Consider the following 26,439-nt stretch of genomic DNA (forward strand, 5'->3'; position numbering starts at 1 on the left):
GCCGGGAGGCCCCACCCCTCGCCCGCAGGTCGGAGTTGTGGTTCTGCGTTCCCGGCTCCGGCCGATGCATGATCGGACCCTGGTTGATCGTACGTAGGGATCCGACGGTGCCGGCAGGTGTCGGCCATGGGCGAGGAGCGGTACGAAGGTCGGGTCCTCGTGCAGCCGACCGCCTGGCGCGCCCTCCGTAACTGCTCGAGCTCGTCCTCATCAAGCTCATCAACGGCGAGGCCGGCGAGGACACCCGCCCGGACCGGGCGCCGGGTGCAGGGAGCTGGCCGAGGGTCAGTCGGGCCAAGCGCCGGTGAGCCGGCGGGTCCCGGCCGCGCCCCCGCGGTCGACCGCCGCCTTGACCAGAGCGAAGATTGCCCCTTGCAGGGCGGCGGCGACCAGCACCTCTCTCCAGCTGCGGTCCTCGTCAGTGGCCCGGGGCGCCTCGTCCTCATGGCCGAGAACCGCCCACAGGCGCTTGAACACGGAACCGGCCACGACGCCGCCGAGTGCGCCGAACAGCAGGCCGAGCGGCTTGTACAAGATCTTGCCCATCGTCGTCATCTCCCGTGTGGACTGCACCGTCGCTCCGCGGTCGGGAAGGCACGGCCGAGCGGTCGGCGAGAACGGCTCCGCTTCACCGGCGGCGCCGGCCCGAGCCCGGCGCCGCCGAACGGCACACGGAGCAGTTCGGCCTGCCCGCCGGGGACCTGGCCGTAGAGCTTGGCGGTGACCGCCGGGCTGACCTCCCGGACCTCGCCCATGGATTCCTGGCCAAGGACATCGCGCTTGCCGTGCCGTGTCGGAGCCTTCACTGCCAATCCTTGGAATGGGCCGCGGCCCCCTCGCCATCGCGTGTATCCGTGGGACCGGTGGCGAAACGGGGCGGTCAGGCAGGGGCCGGGCCGATTGTGCCGGGCCCGAAGCCGCCGGTGCTCCCGCGCTCACCTCCTACAACCTCCTGGCGATCCTCCCGGCGCTGCTGGTCCTCGTCTCCGTGCTCGGTGTGGTCGGCACGTCGGTGAAGGTGTGCTGGAGCAGCAACCGCGAGCAGGCGGTCGAGACCGTGCACCGGCTGTGGCCGACCGAGCTGCTGCCCGGGGAGCTCGCGCAGGTGCTGCCGACGCCGGCGCACTTCGAGCAGGCCAGTGGACTCGTCACCCGCGAGATGGTCGCCGACGCGGTGACCTGCGGTGACGAGGTGGAGGAGCACGTGAAGGCGGTGCGTGCCTACGTCCGGGCCGGATTCGACGAGGTCCACGTCGGGCAGATCGGCCCGGACCAGGAGGTCTTCTTCGAGGCCTACCGGGAACTCGTCCTGCCCGTCCTCGGCCGCTGACCGGCGGGCCGGGCGGGCCGCCCCTACCGGGCGGCCCACTTCACGCTGCGGGGCGGCGCGCGGCCATGAGGTCGGCGTTCGGGGCCGTCACCAGGTGGAGGCCGGCGGCGTCGAGTTCCTCGGCGATCAGTTCTGCGGGCGCCGGCCAGACCTGGAACGTCTCCCGTTCCTCGCGAAGCACTTCGTCCTCGCGTTGCACGCGGTAGACGAAGACGGTCCGCAGGACTCCCCGGTGGGGCCGCCGGGTGACTTCCGCGCTGTACAGGTCGGGGCCGACGCGGACCGGCCCGAGTCGGACGGCTGGTTCGGGCTCGTCGGGCAAGCGGCCGGGAGGCGGATCGAAGAGCAGCAGGCCGCCGGGCACCAGGGCCGCGGCGATCGCTTTCCAGTTGGCACGCCTGGTGGCGGGGTCCAGGCAGGCGATCACGTTGGAGGCGACGGCCAGGTCCGCGATCCCGCTCAGGCCCGCGGCCTCAAGGGGTTCGGGGTGCACAGTGACGCGGGCGCGCCGGTCCGCACCGAGGTGGGCCAGGCGTGACAGCAGGGCGGCGCGCATGGCCGGGGCCGGCTCGACGGCGTGGACGGGAACACGGGATGCCCGCAGCAGGACCTCGGTCACGATCCCGGTGCCCGCGCCGACATCCAGGATCGAGCGGCGGGCACGGTCGGCGGCGTCCGCGAAGCGCCGCTCGGCCAGGCGGCGGTCGCTCTCGGCCTGCAGGAGGTCGTAGAACTCCGCGGAGACCGCGTAGTCGTCGGTGTCGCCCACGTCGGCGCGGCTAACCGGACGCGGCCGAGTAGCGGGCCGGGTCCGCGAGCGCGCTGCCGTCGAGGTGGGCAAGGAGGTCGCCGATGTCCGCGTGGACTTCGAGGGCGCCCGCCGCTCGCAGTGCCCGCTCGCCGAATCCCCCGGAGAGCACGGCCACGCACGCCACCTCCGCCCGGGCGGCGGCCTGCACGTCCCACGGGGTGTCGCCGACGAACAGCGCCTGCTCCGGTCCGGCGCCGGCCTTGGCGAGAGCGGCGTGGACCAGGTCGGGAGCGGGTTTGCTCGCGTCCACGTCGTCGGCACCGGTGGCGTGGTCGATCGCGTCGTCCGCGTCCAGCACCCGGCGCATCACCTCCAGGTCCCGGCCCGATGCGGAGGAGGCGAGGGTGATCGTCCAGCCGCGCCGCTTCAGCTGCCGAAGCAGTGCGTCGGCACCGTCGAAGGCCCGCAGGCGTGGCCAGAACCGCGCGAACAGTGCCTGGTGCGCCGCGGTGATCGCCTCGTCCTCGCCGTGGTCGCGGTCCTCGCCGAGCACGTGGTCCAGGAGCTGATCGCTGCCCATGCCGATCGCGCCGTGGATCCGGGCCATCGCCGGCGTGTGGCCGAACTGCGCGAGCGCCTCGGTCCAGGCGATCGTGTGCCAGTAGTTGGTGTCCAGCAACGTGCCGTCGACATCGAACAGGGCCGCAGCCGGCATCGAAGCCTCCCTCGGTCTCGCCCGAACCGGCAGGTTCGCCCGATCGACCTTACGGGCCGCCGGCGCGACGCGCACGGCCACCGCGCGAGCCTTGCCGTGCGGAATCGGGCAAGGCCGCACCCGCACGGAAGCTGTCGACGTGCGGGTCCACGACGCGTTCGCCTCCGTGTTCGCCCTGTTCACCGACATCACGCGCCGCGGCGCACTGCTCCTGCTCGTCGTACCCCCGTCCTGACCTCGACGCCGGGAAGTGGCAGGCACCACGGTGACCTGCCTTGCACGGGTGCGAGGTGGTCGGCCTTCACCCGGCCGCCATCCGGACACCGGGCCGAAGGGCGATGCACGACCGGGCCTCGGTAACGGCAAGCCTCCGAACACCGTACGAGCCGCGGTGATCGTGCCGCACCCACAGGTGGGCGGTCGGCCACGTCCTGCTGGTGGGCGCGGGGCGCCGGTCAGGTCGGGCTCTGGGGAGGTCGGTGGTGCTCGTCCTCCTCGCCGACTTCGTCGTCGCTGTCCTGGTCGGTGAAGGTCACCTCGACCTGCTGTTCGGGGCGGCGTTCCTCCTGGCGGGCGATGGACGCCAGGACCTCCTCGTCGGGGCCCGTCAGCGGGGGCTGCAGGATGCTGCGCGGCCACAGGCTGCGGGTGAGCACCACGTTGGTCTCGGCCGCGTACACGGCGACCTGTGCGGTGAGGTACAGCCATGACAGCAGGCCGATGACGGTGGCGAAGAACCCGTAGACCTGCCCGGCGTGGCGCAGCTCGTGGGCCACCAGGAGCGAGCCGAATGCCTGGAGGGCGGTGAACAGCGGCCCGGCGATCGCGCAGCCGGGCCACAGGGCCCGGGTGGCGACGGTTGCCGGCGTGAGGACGCGGAAGCAGGCCAGGCACAGCGCGGCGTTCAGGACGGCGGAGAGCAGCAGGGCGCCGACGCGGGCGGGCCGGCCGCCGAGGGTGGTGGCGACGAGGGCGGCTGCCGCGGTCGACAGGAGCACGCCGGCCGCGAGGACCGTGAACAGGAGAAGGCTGCGGGCCAGGCGGGGCCAGTAGCCGGGCCGCTTGACGCCAGGGACGTTCCAGACCTCGGCCATGGCGTGCTGCAGGACCTGTGCGACGCCCAGCGCCCCGTACAGCAGGCCGAGCGCACCGATGACCAGGGCCAGGGCGTTGCCCTGGAGGGAGTGGACGTTCTGGCGAATCTGGTCGCCGATGATCGGGAAGTCGGCGAGCGCGGAGTCCAGCACCGCCTGCTGGGCGCCCGGGTGATCCTGAAGGACGAACCCGAGCACGGTACTGAGCAGGAGCAGCAGCGGGATGAGGGCGACAAAGGCGTAGTAGGTGATGAGGGCCGCGAGGAGGCCGCCGCGGTCGTCGCCGTACTTGCGGACGACCGCGACCACGACGGCCACCGGGCGGTGCCGCCGCTGGAAACCGTCCGCGCCGCGCAGGAGGCGTTCGATCGGATTCATCCCCGCTCCTCTCCGGCTCCGCCCCTGCTCGCCCGGCCGCAGCGGCCGGGGCATCCGCTTGTCCGTCGTCTCGCAGGCGGGACGCCGAGACAGCCGACGTCGAACTCATCCCCTCCTCACCCCCGATGCAGGAATCAAGCATCACAAATCAAGCGTGACGAAACCGGAATCCGGGTTCATACTTGCGGTATGTCGAGCGACGAGCGGGAGCCTCGGACGAGCTGGACGTTCCTGACGCAGCACGCCCGTGTCCTATTGATGATCTCGCGCAACGCGGATGTGCGCTTGCGGGATCTCGCGGTGATGTGCGGGGTGACGGAGCGGGCCGTCCAGGCGATCGTCACCGATCTGGAGAGCGCCGGCTACCTGACCCGCTCCCGCCACGGCCGCCGCAACCACTACCACGTCGCGCGCGACACGTCCTTCCGCCATCCCGCCGAAGCCGGCCACGAGATCGCCGGTTTCCTTGACCTCTTCGCGGATCTCCGCCCCCACCACGGCAGCGCACCCGTTCCCGCCACCCATCCCGGTGATCACGATGAACAGGACAACGACTGACCCCCGGTCCCACCGCCCAGCTGTATGCACCGCTCCCGGCCGCTCCACGGCCGCTGGCCGCGGCGCCCCAGCCACGTCCGCCTCCGGGTGCAGGCGGTGAGAACCGTGAGCGCTCCGTCCGAGTTCCCCCGCCGGGACACCCGTCCCGGCGCCCCACTGCTGCGGGTCACCTCCACGACGATCCCCGGCAGCGCAGCGATCATCCACGTGCACGGAGACGTCGACCAGGACACCCGCCGCGCCCTGGACGAAGCCCTGGCCAAAGCGATCGTCGACCGCCCGCCCCTGCTGGTGGTCGACCTCGCAGGCCTCGGCTTCTGCTACTCGGTCTGCCTCAACGCCCTGCTCTCCGCCCGCCGGGACGCGAACGCCGCAGGGACGAGGATGGCACTGGCCGCCGTGACACCGCAGGCCCTGCGGGTCCTCAAGCTCACCGAAACCGACCGGCTCTTCACCCTCCACGACAGCGTCCACGCCGCGCTGGACGGCGAATCCGACCGGCCGACCGGGTGACCGATCACCATGAACACCCTCTCGCGCTATGCGGTGACCCTGCCCGGGCAGCCCGGACGGCACGGCCCACCGGAAGTGATCATCGTGCACGCCACCGGTGAGACCACCGCAGACGGCCGACCGGTCTTCGCCGACACCGTCGGCACCTTCCGCGTCGAGATCACCGACGGCATCGCCCGCCCTCTCGCCGTCCCCGCCGGCCGCAGCCGGCACACCTGCCTCCTCGCCCAGCTCCTGCCCTGACCCCGGACAACGAGCCGGGCCCAACGCCGAACTCGGCGACCTCACCGGCCGCGCCCGTCAGGCCGTCCTCCTCGGCCGCGAGAGCGCTTCCCCCACCCAGGTCTCGGCCGCCGACCACCTCCTCGCACAGGACCCCTTCGGCCCCGCCGCACTGTTCACCGAGATCGACCCCACCGCCGCCGCCGTCGCCGCAGCACACTGGCTCGCAGCCGCCGCCGAGGTCACCGCCGAAGCAACCAGCCACTCCCCCACCACCCTGCTTCTCGAAGCCGACAACATCGAAGCCCTCCCCCACGAGACCCCCACCCTCGTCCTCCAGCTCCTCGAAGCCGGCGCCTCCCCGTACGACGCCGTCACCGGCCTCGTACGCCACGCCCTCCACGTCGCCGACGGCCTCCTCCCCGACCCCGACGGCCTGCGCGAACAACTCGAAGACCTCGACGACGAACTCACCGAACAGACAGGCCCGAACACCGACCCCGAGGACACCGGCCTGCGCCTCACCCCGCTCGACCCCAACCGCCCCGCCCCCGACCTCCTCGAAGACCTCCTCGCCGGCATCCACGGCTGCCGGCTCCTCCACGACGAATACGCCGAACTCGACGACGAGGACGACCTCGACGAGAACCGGGACGACGCCGAGCACACCGGACCGCCGCACGACCGCAGCAACAGCCACTTCGCCCAGCTCGTCCGCGAAGCCGCGGCCACCCACCGCGACCGACTCGTCTGACCACCTGCCGCACCACCCGTCCACGGAGCCCCCGGTGGCCCGTCCGACCCCGGGCCGGCCAGCGCCCACAGTGCACCCACGGCCGAGACGCCTGGCCCGGTATGGCCCCCGGCTCCAGACCCTCAGGCCGTTACGCATAGTGACAAAGCTCCGGGCATGCGCAGCGCCGACGCGGATTCGAGGTAGTCGTCCGCACATGCGCATGCCCAGGTGCGGTCACGCATACGCGATCCCCGCACGCCCCCACCCCCGGGGCGAGGCGGACACAAGGAACCCGGCCCCAGAGCCGGTAGATGGTGTAAAACCCCTTCGGGGCCCCGGGAGCCGCAACGGCCCCGGGGCCCTCAGCGCGTCCCCGGACACGACAACAAGAAGAGGTGCAGTGACCACGGCAACCATCCGACCGCACACCCCCGACGCCGTCAGCTCGTTCGACGATGACGACTACCCCGCCTACACCATGGGCCGCGCCGCCGCGATGACCGGCACCACCCCCGGCTTCCTGCGCGCCCTCGGCGACCAGGGCCTCATCACCCCACTGCGTTCCGAGGGCGGACACCGCCGCTACTCCCGCTACCAACTACGGATCGCCATGCGCGCCCGCGACCTCGTCGACCAGGGCACCCCCATCGACGCCGCCTGCCGCATCATCATCCTCGAAGACCAACTCGAAGAAGCCCTGCGCATCAACGAGCAACTCCGTCGCCCCCAGCACGACCAGGAACCCGCCGCCGACACCTGACCCGCCCACCAGCACGACGCGGTCGGCCCGCGGTGAGCAATCAGCCGCACACGCGGGTCGCCCAGGCCCCGAGTACCCCGCGTCCCCGACAGCCGGCCGCCCGCCGAACGTTCCCGGCCGGTCGGGCCGGCCGGTACGACGGCGTTCCGCCGCCGGGTACGGGGCAGCCGAGGACGGAGCACTGGCGCCACTGGTGCAGGCCCGGCGGCCCGGCACCGGCCCGCCGGGCCTGGCGGCCAGGGGGCGGAGCGGGCGTCGCCTGCTGGGTGGAGCGGGTTCACAAGGCTTCTCGCAGCGCGGGCAGCATGCTGGTCTCGGCCCAATCGAGGAACGCCGGCTGGCTGTCGCCGCCGACCTGGACGAGGGCGACCTCGCCGAACCCGGCCTCGGCGAACGGCCGGACCGCCTCGACGAAGTCCTCGACCCGGTCGCCGCAGGGAATAGCCTCGGCCACGTCGTCGGGTCGGACGAAACGGCTAGCGGCGGCGAAACCCGCCGTGCCGGGCAGCTCGGCGTTGACCTTCCAGCCACCGCCGAACCAGCGGAACTGCTCGTGGGCCCGGCGCACGGCGGCTTCCCGGTCGATGTCCCAGCACACCGGCACCTGGCCCACCGCCGGCTTTCCGGCACCCCCGTGCCGCGCAAAGCCCGCGACCAGTTCCGGGTCCGGCTCCACAGCGATCACCAGGTCCGCCAGCCGCCCTGCCAGTTCACAGGAGTCCGGCCCCGAGACGGCGATCCCGATCAGCGGCGGCCTGTCGGGAAGATCCCACAGGCGGGCACCCTCGACGTCGAAGTACCGGCCCTTGCGGGTGACGTACCCACCGTCGAACAGCTCACGGATGATCTGCACGGCCTCGGCGAGCATCTCCTGACGCACCGGCGCCGCCGGCCAGCCACGGCCGACGACGTGCTCGTTGAGGTTCTCGCCGCTGCCCAGTCCGAGCCGGAAGCGGCCCTCGGACAGCAGTTGCACCGTGGTGGCCTTCTGCGCCACCACCACCGGGTGGTAGCGGAACGTCGGACAGGTCACGTAGGTCATCAGCGGGATCCGGGAGGTGGCCTGCGCGGCTGCACCGAGCACTGCCCACGCGTACGGAGCGTGGCCCTGCTCGTCCAGCCAGGGGAAGGAGTGGTCGGAGATCACCGAGAAGTCGAACCCGGCCCGCTCCGCGCGCACCACGTCCGCGACCAGGTCCCGCGGTCCGCGCTGCTCGGTCATCATCGTGTATCCGATCTTCATCATGCTCCGCGTCTGCCCCGAAAGCGGCGCCCCGCACAGCGGCGGGGCACGTCCATCCACCCGCCACCCCGGCTCGAGCCGTTCCGCGACGAGCAGCGTCCGCACCGTTTCCGCCCCCTCGCGCGGGACATACGCAGGGTGACAAGGGAGCGCGGCCACATGACTCAAGACTTCCGCGAACGCGGTGCTGCCCGGCCCCAGCGGCACCGGCTGCCGACCATCGTCAGGGGGCACCGGCGATGACCGGCCGGGGCGCCACCTTCAAGTTCGGGGTCGAGGAGGAGTTCCTGCTGGTCGACCCGGTGACACGCCGGACCGTGCCCCGCGCCCACCTCGTGGTGCCGCACGCCGCCCGGGCTCTCGGCGCCCGGGCGCAGCACGAGTTTCTGGCGAGCCAGGTCGAGGCGTGCACGCATCCCGTCACGACTGCGGCGGGCCTGCGGTCGGAGCTGCTTCGTGCGCGCCGGGTCATGGCCGAGGCGGCCGAGAGCGCCGGGTGCCTGCTGGTGGCCACCGGTACCGCGGTCCTGCCCAGCGACCACCCGCTGCCACTCACCCCCATCGACCGCTACCTGCGTGTCGCCGCCCACCTGGACGGCGCCGCCGACCAGGTGGGCGGCGAAATCTGCGGCCTGCACGTCCATCTGGGTGACCTCAGCCGTGCAGACGCCCTGGCGATCAGCGCGCACCTGCGCCCCTGGCTGCCCGTCCTCCAGGCACTGTGCGTCAACTCGCCTTTCTGCGAGGGGCAGGACCGCGGCGCCGCGAGCAGCCGTGGCGGCCGCTACCTGGCGTGGCCCACCTGCGGGCCCGCCCCGGTCCTGGACCCGAAGGGGTACGAGCGGACCGTGCAGCGGCTGACGGCGGACCGGGTGATCCTCGATCGCAAGATGCTCTACTGGTACGCCCGGCCGTCCGAGCACCTGCCCACTCTGGAGGTCAGGATCGCCGACGCCAACGCCGACGCCGACACCCCGCTCCTGTTGGCCGTCCTGCTGCGTGCCCTGGCCCACACCTTCCTCGCCGACCACCGCAACGGCAGCCCGCCGGCCTGCATGGCCACGGTGGTCCTGCGCGAGGCCCATCGCCAAGCCGCGATCGGCGGCCTCGGCGCGACCGGCACCCACCCGTGCACCGGGCGCCGCCTGCCCATGCCCCGCCTGGTCGCCGACCTGTTCGACCTTGCCGCTCCCGCCCTGGCCACGGCGGGCGACTTGGAAACCGCCCGCCTGCTTCTGCACCGTCGGCTGACCCGCGGCACCGGCGCCGACCGGCAACGGGCCGTCTTCTCCCGCCGCGGGTCGCTGACCGACGTGGTCGACGACCTGGCCGGTCTCACCATCGGAGCTGCGACCGCCGTTCCGGGCTCCGACTCCCCAACCGTCTCCCCCGCTTCGGAGAGCATCGCGGCGCCTTGGTGACCGGCGCTCCGCGCTCCACCGGAAGGATCACGGGCGGGAGTGCTCAGCTGTCCGTTGCGGGCGGGGCGGTTCGGCGTACGCGGCCTCCACCTCGACCAGGACGGCGAGCACCGGGTGCAGACACCGCCCTCCTGCTCCGTCCGGCCGCCATGCAGGAAAGTCGACCACGACATGCTGCGCACGCTACTGACGCCGGGCCGTCACAGGGCCGAACGCGTGGCCTGCCGCAGGTCACGCGTTCCTGGACCGGATGGATGCCGGGCGTTGGGAGCTGAGCGAGGGTCGCTGCTGGCGGGTCTGACCCGAGCACTGACTGACGTTTCGACTGTCCTGTTTGGGATTTGTCGGCCCGTCGGCGGCGTCACCACGCACGCGGCCGGACGGGCGCTTGTGACTTCATAGGAGCCTGGCCAGAGGCCCCGTCACTGTCTTGTCCACCCGCCCGACCGGCGCGTGCCGCCCTCGGCTCGGACAAGCGGCAAAGACGGACATGACCAGCATGACGCACGACGGCCCGGAGATCACCGGTGGAGTCGACACTCACGGATCGACCCACCATGCGGCGGTGATCGGCCGGCTGGGCCGGCACCTCGCCGATCGCGAGTTCCCGGCCACCGTCCAGGGCTACCGGGACCTGCTGGACTGGATGCGTTCGCACGGTGAACTGGCAGCGGTCGGTGTGGAGGGCACCGGTGCCTACGGTGCCGAGCTCGCCCGGGTACTCACCGCCGCCGGGGTCACCGTCGTCGATGTGGACCGGCCTGACCGCAAGACCCGGCGGACGAGGGGCAAGTCCGACCCGATCGACGCTTACGCCGCCGCAACGGCGGTGGCCTCCGGACGGGCCACCGGCGTCCCGAAGAGCCGCGACGGCACGGTCGAGGCCGTGCGGGTGCTGCGGGTCACCCGCCGCGGCGCGGTCAAAGCCCGCACCCAGGCGATGAACCAGATCCGCAGCATGCTCGTGTCCGCTCCCGCGGTCTTGCGCGAGCAGCTTGCGGGGCTGGAACGGGCCGCCCTGATACGCACACTCGCCAGGCTGCGGCCCGGTGCGGACCTGTCGACGCCACTGGCCGCGACCAAAGCGGCCCTGCGGCGCCTGGCCCGCCGCCACCAAGCGCTCGACGACGAGATCACCGAGCTCGACACCCAGATCGGACCACTGGTCCGCCAGGCCGCGCCGGAGTTGCTCGCGCTCTTCGGCGTCGGCCCCGAGACAGCCGGCCAGCTCCTCGCATCGGCCGGGGACAACCCTGAACGAATGCGCTCCGAGAGCGCGTTCGCGCACCTTGCCGGAGTCGCGCCGATCCCCGCGTCCTCCGGCCGCACCCATCGTCACCGCCTCAACCGAGGTGGTGACCGGGCCGCGAACAACGCCCTGCACACCATCGTGCTGGTCCGGATGCGCTACGACGAGCGCACCCGGGCCTACGTCGCCCGGCGCACAAAGGAGGGACTGTCAAAGAAGGACATCACCCGCTGCCTCAAGCGCTTCGTCGCCCGCGAGATCTACCGCGCGCTGACTGCAGCACCAGCCGAACAAATCGCTCAAACCGACCTCGCTCCTGCGGCTTGACGTCTATAGGAGCATCCTCCTGGTCCGTCCGTCCCGGCGCCGTCCGGCCCCGAAACCGTACGGCGCCTAGGCGGCCGGCGAGGGAGACCACCGAGCAAGGAGATCGACCATGACCACCATCTGGGGCTTCAGCCCCGAGTCGCAGTACACGCCCGGCACGAGCCTGACGGGCTACAAGGTCGAGGCGAACGACGGTCACATCGGCAAGGTCGACGACGCCACCGACGACGTCGGCGCCGCCTACATCGTCGTGAACTGCAAGCCGTGGCTGATCGGCAAGCACGTGATGCTGCCGGCCGGCACCATCACCCGGGTCGACCACGACGGCGAGACGATCCACGTCAACCGCTCCAAGGAACAGATCAAGGACGCGCCCGAGTACGACTCCAACGTCCACCAGGGCGATTCCGGCTATCGCGAGGGCCTCGCGACCTACTACGGCTCCCCCGGGCACTGAGCCGGCGGGCCCCGCAGCACCCGGACGGCACCGGCGACCCCGTGGACCCGACTCCGGAGCGGACCAGCACGGCTGGTCGCCGGACATCGACGCCGAGCACCAGGAACCGAACGACAGCGCCCACCGCTCCTTCCACCCCGACACCTACGCCCCCGAGCCGGGGCCGGGCCGGGAGAGGGCCGCCGAGGAGGACCAGGACGTGCCCGGCAACACCGTGGAGAGCGCGGGAGACCGCGGCGAGGACCAGGGCCCCTCGAAGCACAGTTACGACCTCGGCCCGCAGGGCCCGTCGGGCCGTCCCAGCGGCGGCCGCACCGCGAAGGCCCGCACCGGCGTCGACCCGCAGGAACCCGGCGGCCCGCCCTCCGGGCATTCAACGACCGGGCATTCAACGACCGGGCACTGGAACGACCGGGCACTGGAACGCCCGGGCGCTGAACGACCGGGCACCGACCTGCCGGACGCTGAAGGCCGGGCGCCGGTCCACGCCGAACCGCAGGACTCGGGCCCGCCGAGAGCGGACCCGGGGCGGGCTCAGCTCCGGTGCGGGCCGGCGCCGGTCCCGACGGCACGTCGGTGCTCCCGAACGGCCACCCGGGCCAGGTTTCCGAGCAGTCTGCGGTTGCGCAGGTGCAGCACCAGCTCGCTCGGCGGGCCCTGGAGGCGCGCGCCCGGTCCGACCAAGGGGTGCTCGTCGAGGAGGACCAGGGTGTTGTCGCCCCAGGGGACGAGCACGAACGCGATCCGGGCGGCGCCGAACGGGTCGGCCCTCGCCTCCAGTTCGAGGCGGGTACCCGGCTCGCAGATCCGGACCACGCAGCTGTCCCGGAGGGCGAGCGGACCGAGGCCGGCCCGGTAGCGCAGCGCGGCGCCCACCGCCGGCCAGGCCGGGTCGACGTGCTCGATGTCCCTGGTCCCGACCACCCACTCGGCGTAGCTGTCACCGCTCGCCAGAACGTCCCAGACCTCTCGTGGTGGGCATTCGATGAATTGTTGGCGCCGTGCCATGCGACCCTCCGTGCTTCTGTGCGTTCCGTGCTCGCTGGTGTCGGGTTCTGCGGCCCGTCCCGGCGGGCGTCAGCCGTGTTCAGTCGTGGCGCTCCGCCGGGCCGGACAGCAGCCGCTGGGCCGCGGCCAGACCCGGTGCGAGGACGCGGCCGGCCAGGAGCCGGTGCGAGCGCAGGGCCGCGCGCGCGGCGTTGGCCCCGCAGGCTCCGTGGACCCCGCCGCCCGGATGGGCGGACGACGAGGCCAGGTAGAGCCCCGCCACCGGCGTCTCGGGGCGCCCCGTACCCGGGACGGGACGGAAGACGAGCTGCTGGTGCGGCGCGGTGGTGCCGCCGTTGATCGCGCCGCCGACCAGGTTGGGGTTCCACGCCTCAAGGACCGGCGGGGTGAGGATGCGCCGGGCGACGATCCGGTCCTTGAACCCGGGGGCGAAGCGCTCCACCTGGCTCTCGATGCGGTCCGCCATCGCCTCCGCCTCCCGTGTGTCCCAGGTGCCGGTGATGCCGTCGGGCCCCAGGTCGTCCTTGATCACCTGGGGGACGTGGGTGTAGGCCCAGGCCGATTCGGTACCGGCCGGCGAGCGGGAGGGGTCGGCCGTCGTCATCTGCCCGAGCAGCGCGAACGGGTGCCGCGGCAGCCGGCCCGTACTCAACTGCAGGGCGTAGTCGCTCAACTCGTCCAGGTCGGCGCCCAGGTGCACCGTTCCGGCGCCGGCCGCCGCGGGCGCCGCCCACGGGACGGCGCCGTCCAGCGCCCAGTCGACCTTGACGGTGGAGAAGTCCCACTGGAAGCGGCGCAGATCCGCGCGCATCCGGGCCGGCAGGTGCTCCCAGCCCACCAGGCTGCCGTACAGCGCCGGGGCCGCGACATCGGCGAGAACGGCGCGACGGGCCCGGTACGCCTGGCCGTCGGCGGTCCGCACGCCCAGCGCCCGCCCGCCCCGCACCACCACCTCCACCACCTCGGCGTTGCAGTGCACCCTTCCGCCCACGGACTCCAGCCGCCGCACCAGCGCGCCCGTCAGCGCGGCGGCGCCACCGACCGGGACGGGCCAACCGACCTGCTGGCCGAGCATCGCCATCAACCAGCCGAACGCCGCACTGCCGACGCCCTCGGGCAGGAGGTCGGCATGCAGGGCGCACCCGGCGAGCAGCAGCCCGGCACCCGGTCCGGTGAACTCCTCCTGCGCCAGACGGCGCACCGGAAGAGTCATGAACCGCAGGGCCCGCAGCCCGCCCGCGGCGCGCAACCGGGCTGCCATCGCCACACCCGCCCGGACCGGCGGGAAGGGCGTGAACAGCGTGCGCAGAAGGTGGGGGTCCAGGTCGTCCCAGAGCTGCGAGAGCCGCTGCCAGGCCTCGGCGTCCGCTCCTCCGAAGGCACTTTCCAGACCGGTGCACGTCGCTGCCGTCCCCCGGTGGAGCGTGGCGCAGCGCCCGTCGGGCAGTGGGTGGGCGAGCACGGTCGGCGCGTGGCTCCAGCGCAGGCCGTGCTCGCCCAGGCCCAGTGCTCCGATGGCGGGCGAGGCCACGGCGAGGGGGTAGAACGAGCTGAACACGTCGTGGAGGTAGTCGGCGTGGACGGCCCGGTCGCTGCGGACCGCGCCGCCGGGCTCCGGCCGGCCTTCCAGGACGTCGACCTGCCAGCCGGCGTCGGCCAGGATGTTGGCGGCCACCAGCCCGTTGGGGCCGGCGCCGATGACAATGGCGTCGGACATGACCCTCCTCGTGCCGCTGCCTTCCCCTCTCGGCACGCTACTCGCGCGGGTGTCACCCGGCCCGCCGGGAGCGGCGGGGTGGCGGCCTCTGTCCTGTGCTGGGCCCCGATTGGGCCGACACGGATGGGCCGACACGGATGGGCCGGCGCGGAGCAGTGACGGGAGGGCTTCGGGGGTGTGGACCGGGGGGCTTTCGCGCGGTGCCCTCCTCTCAAGGTTCCCAATGGCAGCCGGGAGCGAGTACAGGTGCACGGGTCGACCGACGGTGGGCGCTCGGCGACGACGGCACGCCAACGCCCGCTACCCGTCGGCTCGGGCGTCCGGGACAGGGATTTCCCGCGGGCCGTGCCAGTCCAGGCACAGGACGGTGGCGTCGTCCTTCATGGGCTGGCCCTCGTAGGCGTCCACGACCGCTCCGACGAGGGTGCGTACGACTTCGCGCGGGTGCTCGGCGGCGGTCTTGCGCAGCAGGGCGGGCAGGTCGACGGTTTCGGCATCGCGTTCCTGCATGCCGTCGGTGTACAGGAGGAGGCGGTCGCCGGGCCGCAGGTCGATCTCCTGGACGTGATAGGGCCCCTGGTCGGAGATGCCGAAGGGGAGGTCCACCACCAGGTGGAGCTCGTCCACCGCTCCGTCGCGCATGCGCAGTGGCCAGGGGTGGCCGGCGTTGACGAGCCGGGTGCCGCTTCCGTCCAGGGCGATGCGCAGGAGTTGGCCGGTGGCGATGCTGCGGCGGCCGTGATCGAGGAGGGCCTGGTGGACCTGGCGGGCCTGTTCGGCGAGGTCGTCTCCGGCGCGGCGTGCTCCGCGGGAGGCATTGACCAGGAGGGTGGCCATGAGGGAGGCGTTGACGTCGTGGCCCATGGCATCGGTGATGGACAGGTGCAGGGTGTCGGTGTCGAGGCTGTAGTCGAAGGTGTCGCCGGCGATGTCGGCGGCCGGGACCAGGGCACCGGCGAGGGTGAACTGGGGTGCCTCGCAGCAGGCGGCCGAGGGCAGGAGCTGGCGCTGGATCTCGGCGGAGAGGCTGATCTCGGTGGTGCGGTTGCCCCAGTGGTACAGGTCGGTGAAGCGGCGGTCGGTGACGATGATGTACGCCAGCGCGTGCGCGGCCTCCTGGACCTGCCCCAGCACATCCGGTGTTGCCTCGGCGAGGAAGAGTTCCAGGACACCGAGGGTGTCCCCGCGGTTGGTGACCGGGGCCAGGATCCGCTGGCCCTGCCCGCCGTCGGGAGTGAGCACCAGCTTCTGGCCGCGCAGGACCTCGTCGTAGGCGCTGCTGCCCGAGAGCGGGACCTGCTCGGCGCGGTCCTCATGCTCCTCGGCGCCGGCCGCGTCGTGGACCCGCAGCAGACGCCGCCCGGCCGTGTCCACGAACAGGAACGACACGTAGCGGGCCGCGAAGCGGTTGCGCAGGTTGCGTGCCACGACAGAGAGGGAGTCCACCGGTGCGGCGGCCTCCGCTGCGGCCAGCACCTCGACCAGTCCGATCCGATAACGCGCCACAAGCGCCTCCCGACGATGCTTCGGACTCTACGCCTCTCGGCACGACTCCGGCCAACGACGGACCGCGCTCGCACCCACCGCCCATCGACGCCGAACCCTCCCGCGAACGCGCCATCGAGGGCGGCCCGCCGAAGGACGAGGAGTCGTACGTCCGGCCCCGAGATACCGACACCTGGCCCGAGGACGGACGGCCCTGACCGGAGCGCCGGGCGCGTCCCGGCGCTCGCCGGGCATGCGTATGGCACCGTCCGGGCCGCTCCTCCCGACGACCGGCGCAGTCCTCCGACCGGGCCCGGAGCGCGCGGCTCGTCGTTGCACCGTCCGGCTCAACACGGGCCGCGCCCGGACGGCCGTGCGGGCAGCGTTGTCCTCATGGGAACCCTCATCGCGCGCATGAGTGCCGCCACCCGGTCCGACCACGGCGACGGGCCCGGGGCCCGGGCCCTGCGGACGCTCGACGCCGTGGGCGAGGCGGCGGAGCTCGACACGGTCACCGCGCCGTTGAAGCGCGCCGTCCGGGCACTGCCGCTGGGGCGGCTGCGCGGGGTGCTGCACGGCCGGCCCCTGGGACACCCGCTGCACCCGGCCCTGGTCCAGTTGCCGGTCGGCGCGTGGATCTCCGCAACCGTCCTCGACTTCGTACCCGGCACGGAGCGCGCCGCACGCCTTCTCGTCGCGGTCGGTGTCGTCACCGCGGCTCCGGCAGCATTGACCGGGTGGGTCGACTGGGCCGAACAGCACGACCAGCAGATGCGCACCGGCCTGCTGCACGCGGCGTCAATGGCCGCCGCGGCGGGCCTGTTCGGTGCCTCGTGGGCGGCCCGCTCGCGCGGCCGCCACCGGCTGGGGCGCGCACTCGGCGTGGCCGGGCTCACCGCGGCCGGCAGCGGAGCGGCGGTCGGCGGCCACCTCGCCTACCGCCAGGCCGCCGGTGCGAACAAGGCGGAGCCCGTCCCGCACCTGGTGGAGCCGGGCTGGCACACGCTCGGGCGCGCGGAGGAGTTCGCCGAGGGCCGGCCGGCACGTCGGGCGGTGGGCGAGGTGCCGGTGCTCGTGGTGCGGGAATCCGCCGAGGTGTTCCACGTCCTGGCCGACCGATGCAGCCACGCTTCCGGTCCCCTCTCGGAGGGAGACGTCTCCGACGGCTGCGTGACCTGCCCCTGGCACGGCAGCGTCTTCCGCCTGTCCGACGGCTGGAACGTCGGCGGCCCGGCCACGGCCCCGCAGCCGCGCTTCGCCACCCGCACGGACCGCGACGGCAACCTCCAGGCCCGCCTGCCCGGGCCCGGCTAGCGGCTGCACGCCCGCCCGGCTGTGGCGGCCGTCGCCATAACCGGCCCGAGGTGCCCTCGACGCCGACGCGCATCGTCTCCAGTTCGATCAGATCGCTCAACGGGGAGCGCCGTACCAGCGTGCCGTTCGACTTGAGGCGCCCGAGCCGTTCGCCGGCCAGGCCCAGCCAGGTGCGGTAGTGCCGGACCGGTACGCCCCAGCCGGTTCATGATCCGTACGCGGTCGTCGCGGTCCTGCTCCACGTCCCGGGCCAGCCGGCGCAGCGCGGAGGCGCGCGCGAGGTGGTCGTTCAGGTAGACGTTCAGCGGATCCGTCCGCAGCTGCGCAGTCATCGCCTGTCCTCCGAAGACCCGGGACTGCTGAGGTCAGCCCTTCGGGGCTGTCACTCTCCATCGTTGCGCACGCGGCCGACGGACGCCCGCGTACCTGCGCCGCCGCCGGGGAGACAGCAAGCCCACCGATCTGCTCCCCTGCTCGTGCACCTGTTCCGGAGGCCGCCCGAACCCGAGGTGCCTGCACGCCTGGGCGGCACAGTACGCGTGCAGGCACCTCGACGGAGGTCAGTTCTGTGCCGGGAACCGCTCCCAGAGGCGGTGGGTGCCGAGCAGGTCCACGAGCTGGGGAACGGCATCGGCGTCTTCCGTGGCGGTGATCACGCCGGGCGCCTGTGGGTCGACTCCCGCCGCGCTCCACAGGGCCCGGGAGTCGGCGAGGCCGGCGATCGGCTTGGCGTGCCGCCAGGCCTCGTTGACGAGCAGGACGGCGCGGGAGTCCAGGGTGGACTGCCCGCCCGCGACGGCGCCGGACTTGGCGTCCCGGGCCCCGTGGTCGTCGGCGCCCGGCGCGGGTGCGCCGGCCACCAGGAGGGCGTCGAACTCGACGGAGCGGGCCGCGGCGTAGGTCCTCTGCACGGCGAGGTCGTCGGCCAGGGGGGCGCCGGTGGGGGCGATGATCAGCGGGAGCAGTCCCGCGTCGAGGGCGGCCTCCCGCAGCTGCCGGACGGCGGAGAGGTCGCCAGTGGCACCGGTGAGGATGCCGAGGACCCGGCCGGTGGCCGGCCAGCGCCGTCCGACCTGGGACAGTGCCGCGCTGGGCGTGACCTGGGCACGGGCGCCGGCCGCGGCCCGGGGCGCGGGCAGCCCGAGGCCTGCGGCGACCTCCGCACAGAGCACCTCGTCGATTTCGGCGAGCACTGTCAGCGCACGCGCCCTGATGGCCGGCTCGTGCACCTTCGACAGTTCGAAGGTGTAGGCGGCGATGATGTGTTCGCGCTCGACCGGGCTCATGCTCAGCCAGAACATCCGCGGCTGGCTGAAGTGATCGGCGAACGAGGCCGGTGCCTCGCGGACCTTGGCTGCGGCCGCGACCGGGGTGGGGTGTTCGATGAAGGCGTGCTCGGCGGCACCGGCGAAGAACGGGCAGCCGCCGTCGAGGGAGTTCGGCTTGTACGGGGCGACGCCGGAGTGCACGGCGTCCTGGTGGAAGCCGTCGCGGAGCATGTCGTTGACGGGGGCGTGGGTGCGGTTGATCGGGATCTGCGCGAAGTTGGGGCCGCCGAGGCGGGTGATCTGCGTGTCGAGGTAGGAGAACAGGCGCCCGGCGAGCAGCGGGTCGTCGGTGACGTCGATGCCCGGCACGAGGTGCCCGGGGTGGAAGGCGACCTGCTCGGTCTCCGCGAAGTAGTTCGTCGGGTTCGCGTTCAGGGTCATCAGCCCGATCGGCCGCACCGGTGCGAGCTCCTCCGGGACGAGCTTCGTCGGATCGAGGAGGTCGATGCCCGCGAAGGTCTGGTCGGGGGTGTCCGGGAAGGTCTGGATGCCGAGCTCCCACTGCGGGAAGTTCCCGGTCTCGATGGCGTCCGCGAGGTCGCGGCGGTGGAAGTCGGGGTCCGTGCCGTTGATCAGCTGCGCCTCCTCCCAGACCAGGGAGTGCACGCCGGCCTTCGGCTTCCAGTGGAACTTCACCAGCGTGGTGTCGCCCTCGGCGTCGACCAGGCGGAAGGTGTGGACGCCGAAGCCCTCCATCATCCGGAAGGAACGCGGGATGCCGCGGTCGGACATGTTCCAGATGGTGTGGTGGGTGGCCTCGGTGTGCAGGGAGACGAAGTCCCAGAACGTATCGTGGGCGCTCTGCGCCTGCGGGATCTCCCGGTCCGGGTGCGGCTTGCCGGCGTGGATGACGTCGGGGAACTTGATCGCGTCCTGGATGAAGAACACCGGGATGTTGTTGCCGACCAGGTCGAAGACGCCCTCGGCGGTGTAGAACTTCGTCGCGAAGCCGCGGGTGTCGCGCACGGTGTCCGCGGAGCCGCGCGAGCCCAGCACCGTGGAGAACCGCACGAACACCGGTGTCTCCACGCCCTCCGCCAGGAACGCGGCCCTGCTGACGCCGGCGGCGGTTCCGTACCCGCGGAAGACCCCGTGCGCGGCGGCACCCCGGGCGTGGACCACGCGCTCGGGGATCCGCTCGTGGTCGAAGTGCGTGATCTTCTCGCGCAGGTGGTGGTCCTGCAGCAGCACCGGGCCGCGCGGCCCGGCCTTCAGGGAGTGGTCGGAGTCCGGCAGCCGCGTGCCGTTCGCCGTGGTGAGGTAGCCGCCGCTCTGCGCCGCCGTGTCCGCAGGAGCGCCGGTCTCCCGGCCGGTCGGGGACAACAGGGCGGGTGCCTGCTGGTCCGGCTTCGACGGAAGCGGCGCCCTCGGCTCGGTGGGCTCCGCGAGGGGCGGCGGCTGGGCTCCGGGGGCGCCGGGCACCTCCACGGTCGGTCGGTCGTCGTCACGCACCGCTTCGGCGACTGCGTCGACGATCTTCTTCACCGGTCCGGGCTTGGACATGGTTCCTCCGATGCGGGTGGGGTGCCCGGCGGCGCGGTCCTCGCCGGGAGCGGGGGATGTGGGTCTGTGGGTCTGTGGGTCTGTGAGTTCCATACGAACGCATGCCGCGACGGGCACAGCCCCTCCGAACGGCGACACAGCACGGAGCCACTCGGCCGGGGGCAGCACCCGCGCCTCACCGTCGAACAGGGCGGGGCTCGGGGCAGTCGGCTCGGGGCAGTCGACTCAGGGCAGGGGGGTTCCGCCGGTGGCGTTGACGATCTCACCGGTGATGTAGGAGGCCTCGGGGGACGCGAGGAAGACGTAGGCGGGAGCCATCTCGGCGGGCTGTGCGGCACGCCCCATCGGGGACTGCTCGCCGAAGTGCGCGACCTTGTCCTCGTCCATGGTGGCCGGGATCAGGGGCGTCCACACCGGTCCGGGGGCGACGGCGTTGACCCTGATGCCGTCGGGGGCGAGCTGCACGGCGAGGCCCTGGGTGAACGCGACGATCGCGGCCTTGGTCATCGCGTAGTCGAGCAGGTGCGGGCTGGGCTTGTAGGCCTGCACCGAGGCGGTGTTGACGACCGACGCGCCCTTCCGCAGGTGCGGAAGTGCTGCCCGGGTGAGCCAGAACATGCCGTACAGGTTGGTCTTCATCACGCGGTCGAACTGGTCGGTGCTGATCGCGGCCAGGCCGTCCGGCTGGGACATCTGGTAGGCCGCGTTGTTCACCAGGACGTCCAGGCCGCCCAATTCCCTCACGCACCGCTGCACGAGATCCGCGCAGAACCCCTCCTCGCGGATGTCACCGGCGACGGCCACCGCACGACGACCGGCCTCCTCGACGAGACGGACCGTCCCGTCGGCGTCCCGCTGTTCGGCGGGCAGGTGGCAGAACGCGACGTCGGCGCCCTCCCGGGCGAACGCCAGGGCCACGGCCCGCCCGATCCCGGAGTCACCGCCCGTGATCAGGGCGACCCGACCCGCGAGCCGGCCCGACCCCCGGTAGCTGTCCTCCCCGTGATCGGGCACCGGCTCCATGGCCTCACCGCTTCCCGGGTGCGGCTGGGACTGCTGCGGCATCGGCGGCTCCGGCCGTGGGCGCGCCGGTTCGGACGAGGTCGACTGATCGCTCATCACAGGAATGCGGCCTTTCCGGGCTCCGAGGAGAGTGTGCTTCACGGTCGCGGCTACCCGTCGACCGTCGCCCCACCCGTCCCGATCGATCCTGGCGCCCGGGCCGGGCCCTGGCGCGGCGCACTGCTGCACCCGGGTGGCCCGGCCGCGTGGGCGGCGTGAGGCGGCCGATCGCGGGTACGCGTGCCCCACGCACCGACCAACCCGTTGCCCACCCCACCGGAGGACCGCATGGACGCGATCGTGCTGCTCAAGGACGACCACAAGACCGTGGAGAAGCTCTTCAAGGCCTTCGAGAAGGCCGGCGACCACGCGTACGCCGAGAAGCGGAAGATCGTCGACCAGGTGATCGAGGAGCTCACCGTCCACGCCGTCATCGAGGAACGGGTCTTCTACCCGGCCGCCCGCGAGGCCGCACCGGACACCAAGGACCACGTCCTGGAGAGCATCGAGGAGCACCACGTCGTGGTGTGGATGCTGTCCGAGCTGGCCGACCTGGACCCGAAGGACGAACGGTTCGACGCCAAGATGACCGTGCTGATGGAGAACGTGCGCCACCACGTCGAGGAGGAGGAGAAGGACTGGTTCCCCGAGGTGCGCAAAGCCATGGGCCGCAACCGCCTGGTCGAACTCGGCGAACAGCTCCAGGAAGCGAAGAAGACCGCCACCCGCGACCCCCTGAAGGTCCCGAGCGCCGACGCCTGACGGCCGCAGGATCACCGGGGCGCGAGCGAGAAGCGCGCGAAGGAGATCGCCGCGCGCACCGTCAACAAGGAACGCGCCCGGCACGGCGAGGCCAAGACCGCCGGCCGCTCCTCCACCCACGACACCTCGTCCTCACGGCGCGGCGGCCGGCGCTCGCACTCCGGCTCCCAGGGGCCGACCAAGGAACAGCTGTACAACGAGGCGAAGCAGCGCAACATCCACGGCCGTTCCACGATGAGCAGGAAGGAACTCGCCGACGCCCTCGGCCACTGACCGAACACCCAGGTCGGCGGGGCAGGCGGGCCGATCGCGGAACCCAATTCACAGCCCCGTGCGCCGGCGCACCGGTCCTCGGAACTCAAAGTTCGGGGAGTCGGGTAGACCTGGCCTATGCGGACCCGGCCGACCCGGAGCGCCCCGCGCCTGGCGGCCGCTGCCGGGCACGGCTCCGACGAACCCCGCTCGTGCCCTGACGGCGCGGTCGGCGGACGGCCCGGAGCCGGGTGCGGATGTGGCGTTGCGGGCGGTGTCGGATCGGGGTCAGTCGAGGGGCTGGGCGTGCAGCGGCCCGTCGGGGCCCGGAGTCAGTAGGCAGGCGTGGCCGCCCGGGGTGATCTCGACCCTGAGGGTGCCGGCCGGGTCGCTGTAGACGGGGTGGCCGAGGGGGCTGAGTTCACCGGTCGCGGTGACGGTGGCCTGGGGCTGCGGGGCGTGGGCGCCGACGGGACCGGGGAAGGTGATCAAGTACGTCTGGTGCATGGCGGAGCTCCGCGAGCGCGGTCGGCCTGGTCAACCGACCGGGGATGGGGGCCTTCCATTCTCCTCCTGCCGGCGCGGCCGAGGCCCTACCCGGCGAGCGGTGTCTTCAATGCGTCGGTGCCGGCGAACCGGGTAGGTGCCTCGTTGCGGCCGACGCTGTCGGAGCCGTTCATCATCGCGGGCCCGGACCGACCGCGTGCCCGGGCCGGAGCCTTGTTCGGTTGGAGGAGCAATCGGGGTAGCGGTTGAGCTGGGCTATGAGCTCGCGGTTGGCGGCACGGGCAGCGGCGAGGTCGCCTCATTACCGCCCAGGGCGTCACCGGCCGCGTCCGCATCGAACCCTGACCCGCCCCTACCCCTCCTGGCCAGCGCCGACCGGCACCGTCGAGCGAAACGAGCACCCCCGTGGGATCCAGCTTCAACATCAGCGCCGACCGCGAACACGTCGGGCCGTGGACCTTCACCGGAGAGCAGGTACGGGAGAGCGTCCTGAGGCACTGGCCGCACACGACGGTGAGCGGCGAGTTCGAGAACTTCCTGGAGATCGTGGCGGACGTCGGAGCCGCCCGGCCGGCGGAGCTCTCGTACAACCTCCGCCACGGCGTCTTCTCCTTCGAGGACCGCGGATCGCCCGTCGCACCCCTGACCGTCGTTCACCGGGTACTGCACGACCTCGCCCCGACGGTGCCCGTCGTGTGGTGGATCGACTACGACGTCGACCTCCAACCCCTCGACCTGACCCGAGGCCTCGACGCCTTCATCGCCGGCTTCCCCGCCTGAGGCCTGTCTGTGCGGTCGTCTGCGGCACCGGACGAGGCGGCGGCGAGGTGGAATGCGGCCTGGCGGGCGTTGGCGAGTTCGTCGGTGCGCACGGCCGGGCCGCGCCAACGCTTCAGGCGGCCGATGCACCGCTCGACCGGGTTCCGTTCCTTGTGGGCCGGGTGTCGAAGCCGGGCGGGCAGCCTGCGCGTGGCGCGCCGAAGCCGGTCGCGGACGGGAACCACCGGCTGGGGGCCACCGCGCGGATGTGGCGTTCCCGCAGGTGGAAGCGGATCGCGCGGGCCGGGTACGTACGGTCCGCGATCGCCGTGCCGCGCCTGGTGCGCGGTCGTCCGGCGCCCGCACGGGGGACGTGGATCGCTGTCATGGGGTCGTAGTGGGTACGTCGCCGGCCCGTCCGGCTGTCACGACGAACGCTGACGGCTGCCCGGACGTCACCGGGCAGGTGGATCTTGGTAATCGGGTCGCCGTATGAACGCCCGATGGCGTGGTCCGCAGGTTCGTCACGGCTGCCGTCACCCTTTCCGGGCACCAACGGCGTGTTCGCGGCTCCAACCGATGCATGATCAGACCCTGGTTGATCGTACGTAGGGGTCCGACGGTGCCGGCAGGCGTCGGCGACGGGCGAGGAGCGGCATGAAGGTCGGGTTCGGGTGGAAGCTGCACGGGGACGGACGCGCGCCGCGGCCCGGGGTGGTGGTGCGGCCGGACGAGCGGCTGTCCTGGGGGCGGACGGTCGGGCTCGGGGCGCAGCACGTGGTGGCCATGTTCGGGGCCACGTTCGTGGCTCCCGTCCTCATGGGGCTGGATCCGAACCTCGCGGTGATGGTGTCGGGTGTGGCGACGGTGTTCTTCCTGCTGGTGACGGGGGGTCGGATTCCGTCGTACCTGGGGTCGAGCCTGTCGTTCGTGGGGGTGGCGGCGGTCATCAAGGCCCAGGGTGGGGACGCGGCGACGCTGACGGGGGCGTTGCTGGTGGTGGGTGCGGTGCTGGCGGCCTGCGGCGCGGTGGTGCAGGCGCTGGGCGGGCAGGTGATCCACGCGGTGCTGCCGCCGGTGGTCACGGGCGCGGTGGTGATGCTGATCGGGTTCAACCTGGCGCCGGTGGCGGCGGGGACGTACTGGCCGCAGGACCAGTGGACGGCGTTGCTGACGATGGCGTTCACGGGGTTGGCGCTGGTGGTGCTGCGGGGGTTCTGGTCGCGGATCGCGATCTTCCTGGGGCTGGTGTTCGGGTACGCGGTGTCGTGGCTGTTCGACCGGGTCTTCGGGCGGATCGACTCGGTGAACGGTGCGGGGCAGACGGTGGAGCACTGGCGGCTGGACCTGTCGGGGGTGGGGAAGGCGGAGTGGGTCGGGTTCCCGTCGCTGCACGCGCCGAGTTTCTCGCTGTCGGCGGTGCTGGTGGCGCTGCCTGTGGTGGTGGCGCTGATCGCGGAGAACGCCGGGCACGTGAAGGCCGTGGGCGAGATGACGGGGGACCGGCTGGACGACCGGATGGGCACCGCGATCATGGCGGACGGTGCGGCGACGGTGATGTCCACGGCGGTGGGCGGTCCGGCGACGACGACGTACGCGGAGAACATCGGCGTGATGGCGGCGACCCGGGTCTACTCGACGGCGGCGTACTGGTGCGCGGCCGGGTTCGCGATCCTGTTTGGCCTGTGCCCGAAGTTCGGTGCGGTGATCGCGGCCATCCCCGGCGGGGTGCTGGGCGGGATCACGGTGGTGCTGTACGGGATGATCGGCCTGCTGGGCGCCCAGATCTGGGTGCACAACCGGGTCGACCTCACCAACCCGCTCCACCTCGTCCCCGTCGCGGCCGGCGTCATCGTCGGCATCGGCAACGTGACACTCAAGTTCACCGACAACTTCCAGCTGTCCGGGATCGCGCTCGGCACCATCATCGTGCTGACGGGATACCACGTGCTGCGCGCGATGGCACCGGCCCACATGAAGCAGCCGACCGAAACGTCGCTCCTGGACGGGGGCACCACCGACTACGACGACAACGACCAGGGCACGCGCGACTGACCGGGTCTGAACAACCTCTGAGGGGACCGCCCCCAGAACGGGCGGTCCCCTCAGAGAGAACAGGAATTCTGGAGGACGCCGGTCTTTCGGTGTGGACCGTCCACGACCGCAACGGCACGAGGCTCAACGTCGACAGGATAGTCACTGGCTCCAAGGCAGTACCGAAGGTCTCCATACGATCAGAATCGTGGTAAGGCTCGCCGCCTGGGCCCGGTAATCCCCGCAGTCCTGATCGAAATGCCGTCCGGCGCTCTCACCGACAGACAGCAGGCCGCGGGCCGACAGATGGGGCATCTTCGTCGGCGAGTGGGCCCCGACCTTCTTCGGCCTCGGCCTGGCCCTGGCCCACTACGAGAACGCAACGGCGCCGACAGCGGCCGACCGGCACAGCGGGTAGACCGGGCACGACCTCGGTACCGGTCCGCGGGACAACTGGAAACACAGCACGACCGCAGGCAGGGTATCGGCCCCGACGGTGCCCTGCCCACGCCGTGCCTCACGTCCTCGCTGCGCGGTCGGTCCGCGAGAAGGCTTCGCCGCGAGGCAGTGGTAGGCGTCGGCCAGTGCCGGCGACATCGCCTCGACCGAGAAACGGCCGGTGACGGTCCTGGCTACGGCGGCCGCCACGGAAGCCAGCGCCTCGTCGGGCATCGCCGCCAGCAGGAGCGAGGCCCCGGCCCGGGAACTGCGGCGGCGGCCGTACTCGACCCGGGCGAGGAAGGCCAGCAGGTCGGTTCCGGCCCGCTCCTGCGCCGCCGGGTCGACGCTGTGGCGTCGCCACCCGGCAAGCACGTCCGGTTCGACCAGCGTCACCTCCCGGGTGGGGGTGAACGGGAGGTGCGCCATCGGGACGTCCTTCCGTCGTCGGTTGCCACCTCCCCTTCGAGACCGCACCGCAGAAAGGACGGGTCCGCGCCCTTCGTCGGGCGAGCT

Annotated in this window: 24 protein-coding genes and 1 pseudogene; 13 read left to right on the forward strand and 12 right to left on the reverse strand. The window is 72.4% G+C overall.

What is annotated here, in order from left to right; all coding sequences use genetic code 11:
- Positions 1–285 precede the first annotated feature (285 nt).
- Positions 286–546, reverse strand: a complete 261-nt coding sequence (locus BI06_RS39205; RefSeq protein ID WP_030396787.1) for a DUF4235 domain-containing protein — start codon at positions 544–546, stop codon at positions 286–288.
- Between the two features lie 274 nt (positions 547–820).
- On the opposite strand from BI06_RS39205, the gene BI06_RS39215 reads away from it, so the two are divergent.
- On the forward strand, positions 821–1,330 hold the full coding sequence (locus BI06_RS39215; protein WP_051742820.1) for an LLM class flavin-dependent oxidoreductase: 510 nt from the start codon (positions 821–823) through the stop codon (positions 1,328–1,330).
- A 40-nt stretch (positions 1,331–1,370) separates the two neighbouring features.
- Here the strand turns inward: BI06_RS39215 and BI06_RS39220 are convergent, their stop codons facing one another.
- The 3 genes from BI06_RS39220 to BI06_RS39230 form a co-directional block, all read right to left on the reverse strand.
- The gene (locus BI06_RS39220; protein ID WP_043476539.1) at positions 1,371–2,099 is read right to left on the reverse strand and encodes a class I SAM-dependent methyltransferase; all 729 of its coding nucleotides are present in this window, start codon (positions 2,097–2,099) and stop codon (positions 1,371–1,373) included.
- A gap of 10 nt (positions 2,100–2,109) precedes the next feature.
- The gene (locus BI06_RS39225) at positions 2,110–2,796 is read right to left on the reverse strand and encodes an HAD family hydrolase (RefSeq protein WP_030396791.1); all 687 of its coding nucleotides are present in this window, start codon (positions 2,794–2,796) and stop codon (positions 2,110–2,112) included.
- 455 nt (positions 2,797–3,251) lie between these two features.
- Positions 3,252–4,268, reverse strand: coding sequence for a YihY/virulence factor BrkB family protein (locus BI06_RS39230; protein WP_051742821.1), 1,017 nt, complete (start codon positions 4,266–4,268; stop codon positions 3,252–3,254).
- 189 nt (positions 4,269–4,457) lie between these two features.
- Between BI06_RS39230 and BI06_RS39235 the strand changes: the two genes are divergently transcribed.
- From BI06_RS39235 to BI06_RS39250, 4 genes are all read left to right on the forward strand, one after another.
- On the forward strand, positions 4,458–4,826 hold the full coding sequence (locus BI06_RS39235) for a helix-turn-helix domain-containing protein (RefSeq protein ID WP_051742822.1): 369 nt from the start codon (positions 4,458–4,460) through the stop codon (positions 4,824–4,826).
- Positions 4,827–4,931: 105 nt separating this feature from the next.
- On the forward strand, positions 4,932–5,339 hold the full coding sequence (locus BI06_RS39240) for an STAS domain-containing protein (RefSeq protein ID WP_157855386.1): 408 nt from the start codon (positions 4,932–4,934) through the stop codon (positions 5,337–5,339).
- 9 nt (positions 5,340–5,348) lie between these two features.
- Positions 5,349–5,582: a DUF6296 family protein gene (locus BI06_RS55710; protein ID WP_157855387.1), complete on the forward strand. Its 234-nt coding sequence runs from the start codon at positions 5,349–5,351 to the stop codon at positions 5,580–5,582.
- Between the two features lie 1,193 nt (positions 5,583–6,775).
- Positions 6,776–7,057: a MerR family transcriptional regulator gene (locus tag BI06_RS39250; RefSeq protein WP_107113508.1), complete on the forward strand. Its 282-nt coding sequence runs from the start codon at positions 6,776–6,778 to the stop codon at positions 7,055–7,057.
- A 277-nt stretch (positions 7,058–7,334) separates the two neighbouring features.
- Here the strand turns inward: BI06_RS39250 and BI06_RS39255 are convergent, their stop codons facing one another.
- Positions 7,335–8,303 carry an LLM class F420-dependent oxidoreductase gene (locus BI06_RS39255; protein ID WP_043476541.1) on the reverse strand — a complete coding sequence of 323 codons (969 nt, stop codon included), beginning with the start codon at positions 8,301–8,303 and terminating at the stop codon, positions 7,335–7,337.
- A 236-nt stretch (positions 8,304–8,539) separates the two neighbouring features.
- Here BI06_RS39255 and BI06_RS39260 point away from each other — a divergent pair, with 236 nt between their 5' ends.
- From BI06_RS39260 to BI06_RS39270, 3 genes are all read left to right on the forward strand, one after another.
- Entirely contained in the window at positions 8,540–9,721 is a 1,182-nt protein-coding gene (locus BI06_RS39260; protein ID WP_051742825.1) for a YbdK family carboxylate-amine ligase, read from the forward strand.
- A 499-nt stretch (positions 9,722–10,220) separates the two neighbouring features.
- Entirely contained in the window at positions 10,221–11,297 is a 1,077-nt protein-coding gene (locus BI06_RS39265) for an IS110 family transposase (RefSeq protein ID WP_051742849.1), read from the forward strand.
- 109 nt (positions 11,298–11,406) lie between these two features.
- Complete coding sequence (locus BI06_RS39270; RefSeq protein ID WP_043476543.1) at positions 11,407–11,754, forward strand: hypothetical protein; 348 nt, start codon at positions 11,407–11,409, stop codon at positions 11,752–11,754.
- A 534-nt stretch (positions 11,755–12,288) separates the two neighbouring features.
- Here BI06_RS39270 and BI06_RS39275 read toward each other — a convergent pair.
- The 3 genes from BI06_RS39275 to BI06_RS39285 all read right to left on the reverse strand — a co-directional run bounded on the left by BI06_RS39275 (position 12,289) and on the right by BI06_RS39285 (position 15,985).
- Positions 12,289–12,762 (reverse strand): SRPBCC family protein, encoded by a 474-nt coding sequence (locus BI06_RS39275; protein ID WP_043476545.1) that lies wholly within the window; start codon positions 12,760–12,762, stop codon positions 12,289–12,291.
- A gap of 79 nt (positions 12,763–12,841) precedes the next feature.
- Positions 12,842–14,479, reverse strand: coding sequence for an NAD(P)/FAD-dependent oxidoreductase (locus tag BI06_RS39280; RefSeq protein ID WP_043476547.1), 1,638 nt, complete (start codon positions 14,477–14,479; stop codon positions 12,842–12,844).
- A gap of 300 nt (positions 14,480–14,779) precedes the next feature.
- Complete coding sequence (locus BI06_RS39285; RefSeq protein ID WP_043476549.1) at positions 14,780–15,985, reverse strand: PP2C family protein-serine/threonine phosphatase; 1,206 nt, start codon at positions 15,983–15,985, stop codon at positions 14,780–14,782.
- 372 nt (positions 15,986–16,357) lie between these two features.
- Between BI06_RS39285 and BI06_RS39290 the strand changes: the two genes are divergently transcribed.
- Positions 16,358–17,278: a Rieske (2Fe-2S) protein gene (locus tag BI06_RS39290; protein ID WP_043476551.1), complete on the forward strand. Its 921-nt coding sequence runs from the start codon at positions 16,358–16,360 to the stop codon at positions 17,276–17,278.
- A 560-nt stretch (positions 17,279–17,838) separates the two neighbouring features.
- On the opposite strand, the gene BI06_RS39295 is transcribed toward BI06_RS39290, so the two are convergent.
- Positions 17,839–20,109 carry a catalase gene (locus BI06_RS39295; protein ID WP_043476555.1) on the reverse strand — a complete coding sequence of 757 codons (2,271 nt, stop codon included), beginning with the start codon at positions 20,107–20,109 and terminating at the stop codon, positions 17,839–17,841.
- A 225-nt stretch (positions 20,110–20,334) separates the two neighbouring features.
- Positions 20,335–21,228, reverse strand: a complete 894-nt coding sequence (locus BI06_RS39300; protein ID WP_043476556.1) for an SDR family oxidoreductase — start codon at positions 21,226–21,228, stop codon at positions 20,335–20,337.
- A 231-nt stretch (positions 21,229–21,459) separates the two neighbouring features.
- On the opposite strand from BI06_RS39300, the gene BI06_RS39305 reads away from it, so the two are divergent.
- Both BI06_RS39305 and BI06_RS54310 read left to right on the forward strand, forming a co-directional pair.
- Entirely contained in the window at positions 21,460–21,933 is a 474-nt protein-coding gene (locus tag BI06_RS39305; protein WP_043476558.1) for a hemerythrin domain-containing protein, read from the forward strand.
- A gap of 15 nt (positions 21,934–21,948) precedes the next feature.
- Positions 21,949–22,206: pseudogene (locus tag BI06_RS54310) on the forward strand (plasmid stabilization protein); the annotation flags it as partial.
- A gap of 267 nt (positions 22,207–22,473) precedes the next feature.
- On the opposite strand, the gene BI06_RS39315 reads toward BI06_RS54310, so the two are convergent.
- Positions 22,474–22,692, reverse strand: coding sequence for a DUF6296 family protein (locus BI06_RS39315; RefSeq protein ID WP_043476562.1), 219 nt, complete (start codon positions 22,690–22,692; stop codon positions 22,474–22,476).
- A 405-nt stretch (positions 22,693–23,097) separates the two neighbouring features.
- Here BI06_RS39315 and BI06_RS39320 point away from each other — a divergent pair, with 405 nt between their 5' ends.
- Together BI06_RS39320 and BI06_RS39325 are read left to right on the forward strand one after the other, a co-directional pair.
- A complete protein-coding gene (locus BI06_RS39320) occupies positions 23,098–23,472 on the forward strand; it encodes a hypothetical protein (RefSeq protein ID WP_043476565.1) in 375 nt (124 codons plus the stop codon).
- Between the two features lie 636 nt (positions 23,473–24,108).
- Complete coding sequence (locus BI06_RS39325; protein ID WP_043476569.1) at positions 24,109–25,506, forward strand: uracil-xanthine permease family protein; 1,398 nt, start codon at positions 24,109–24,111, stop codon at positions 25,504–25,506.
- A gap of 348 nt (positions 25,507–25,854) precedes the next feature.
- On the opposite strand, the gene BI06_RS39330 is transcribed toward BI06_RS39325, so the two are convergent.
- Positions 25,855–26,352, reverse strand: coding sequence for a hypothetical protein (locus BI06_RS39330; RefSeq protein WP_043476572.1), 498 nt, complete (start codon positions 26,350–26,352; stop codon positions 25,855–25,857).
- Positions 26,353–26,439: the final 87 nt, after the last annotated feature.

The organism is Kitasatospora sp. MBT66 (assembly GCF_000710405.2).
Taxonomy (GTDB): domain Bacteria; phylum Actinomycetota; class Actinomycetes; order Streptomycetales; family Streptomycetaceae; genus Kitasatospora; species Kitasatospora purpeofusca.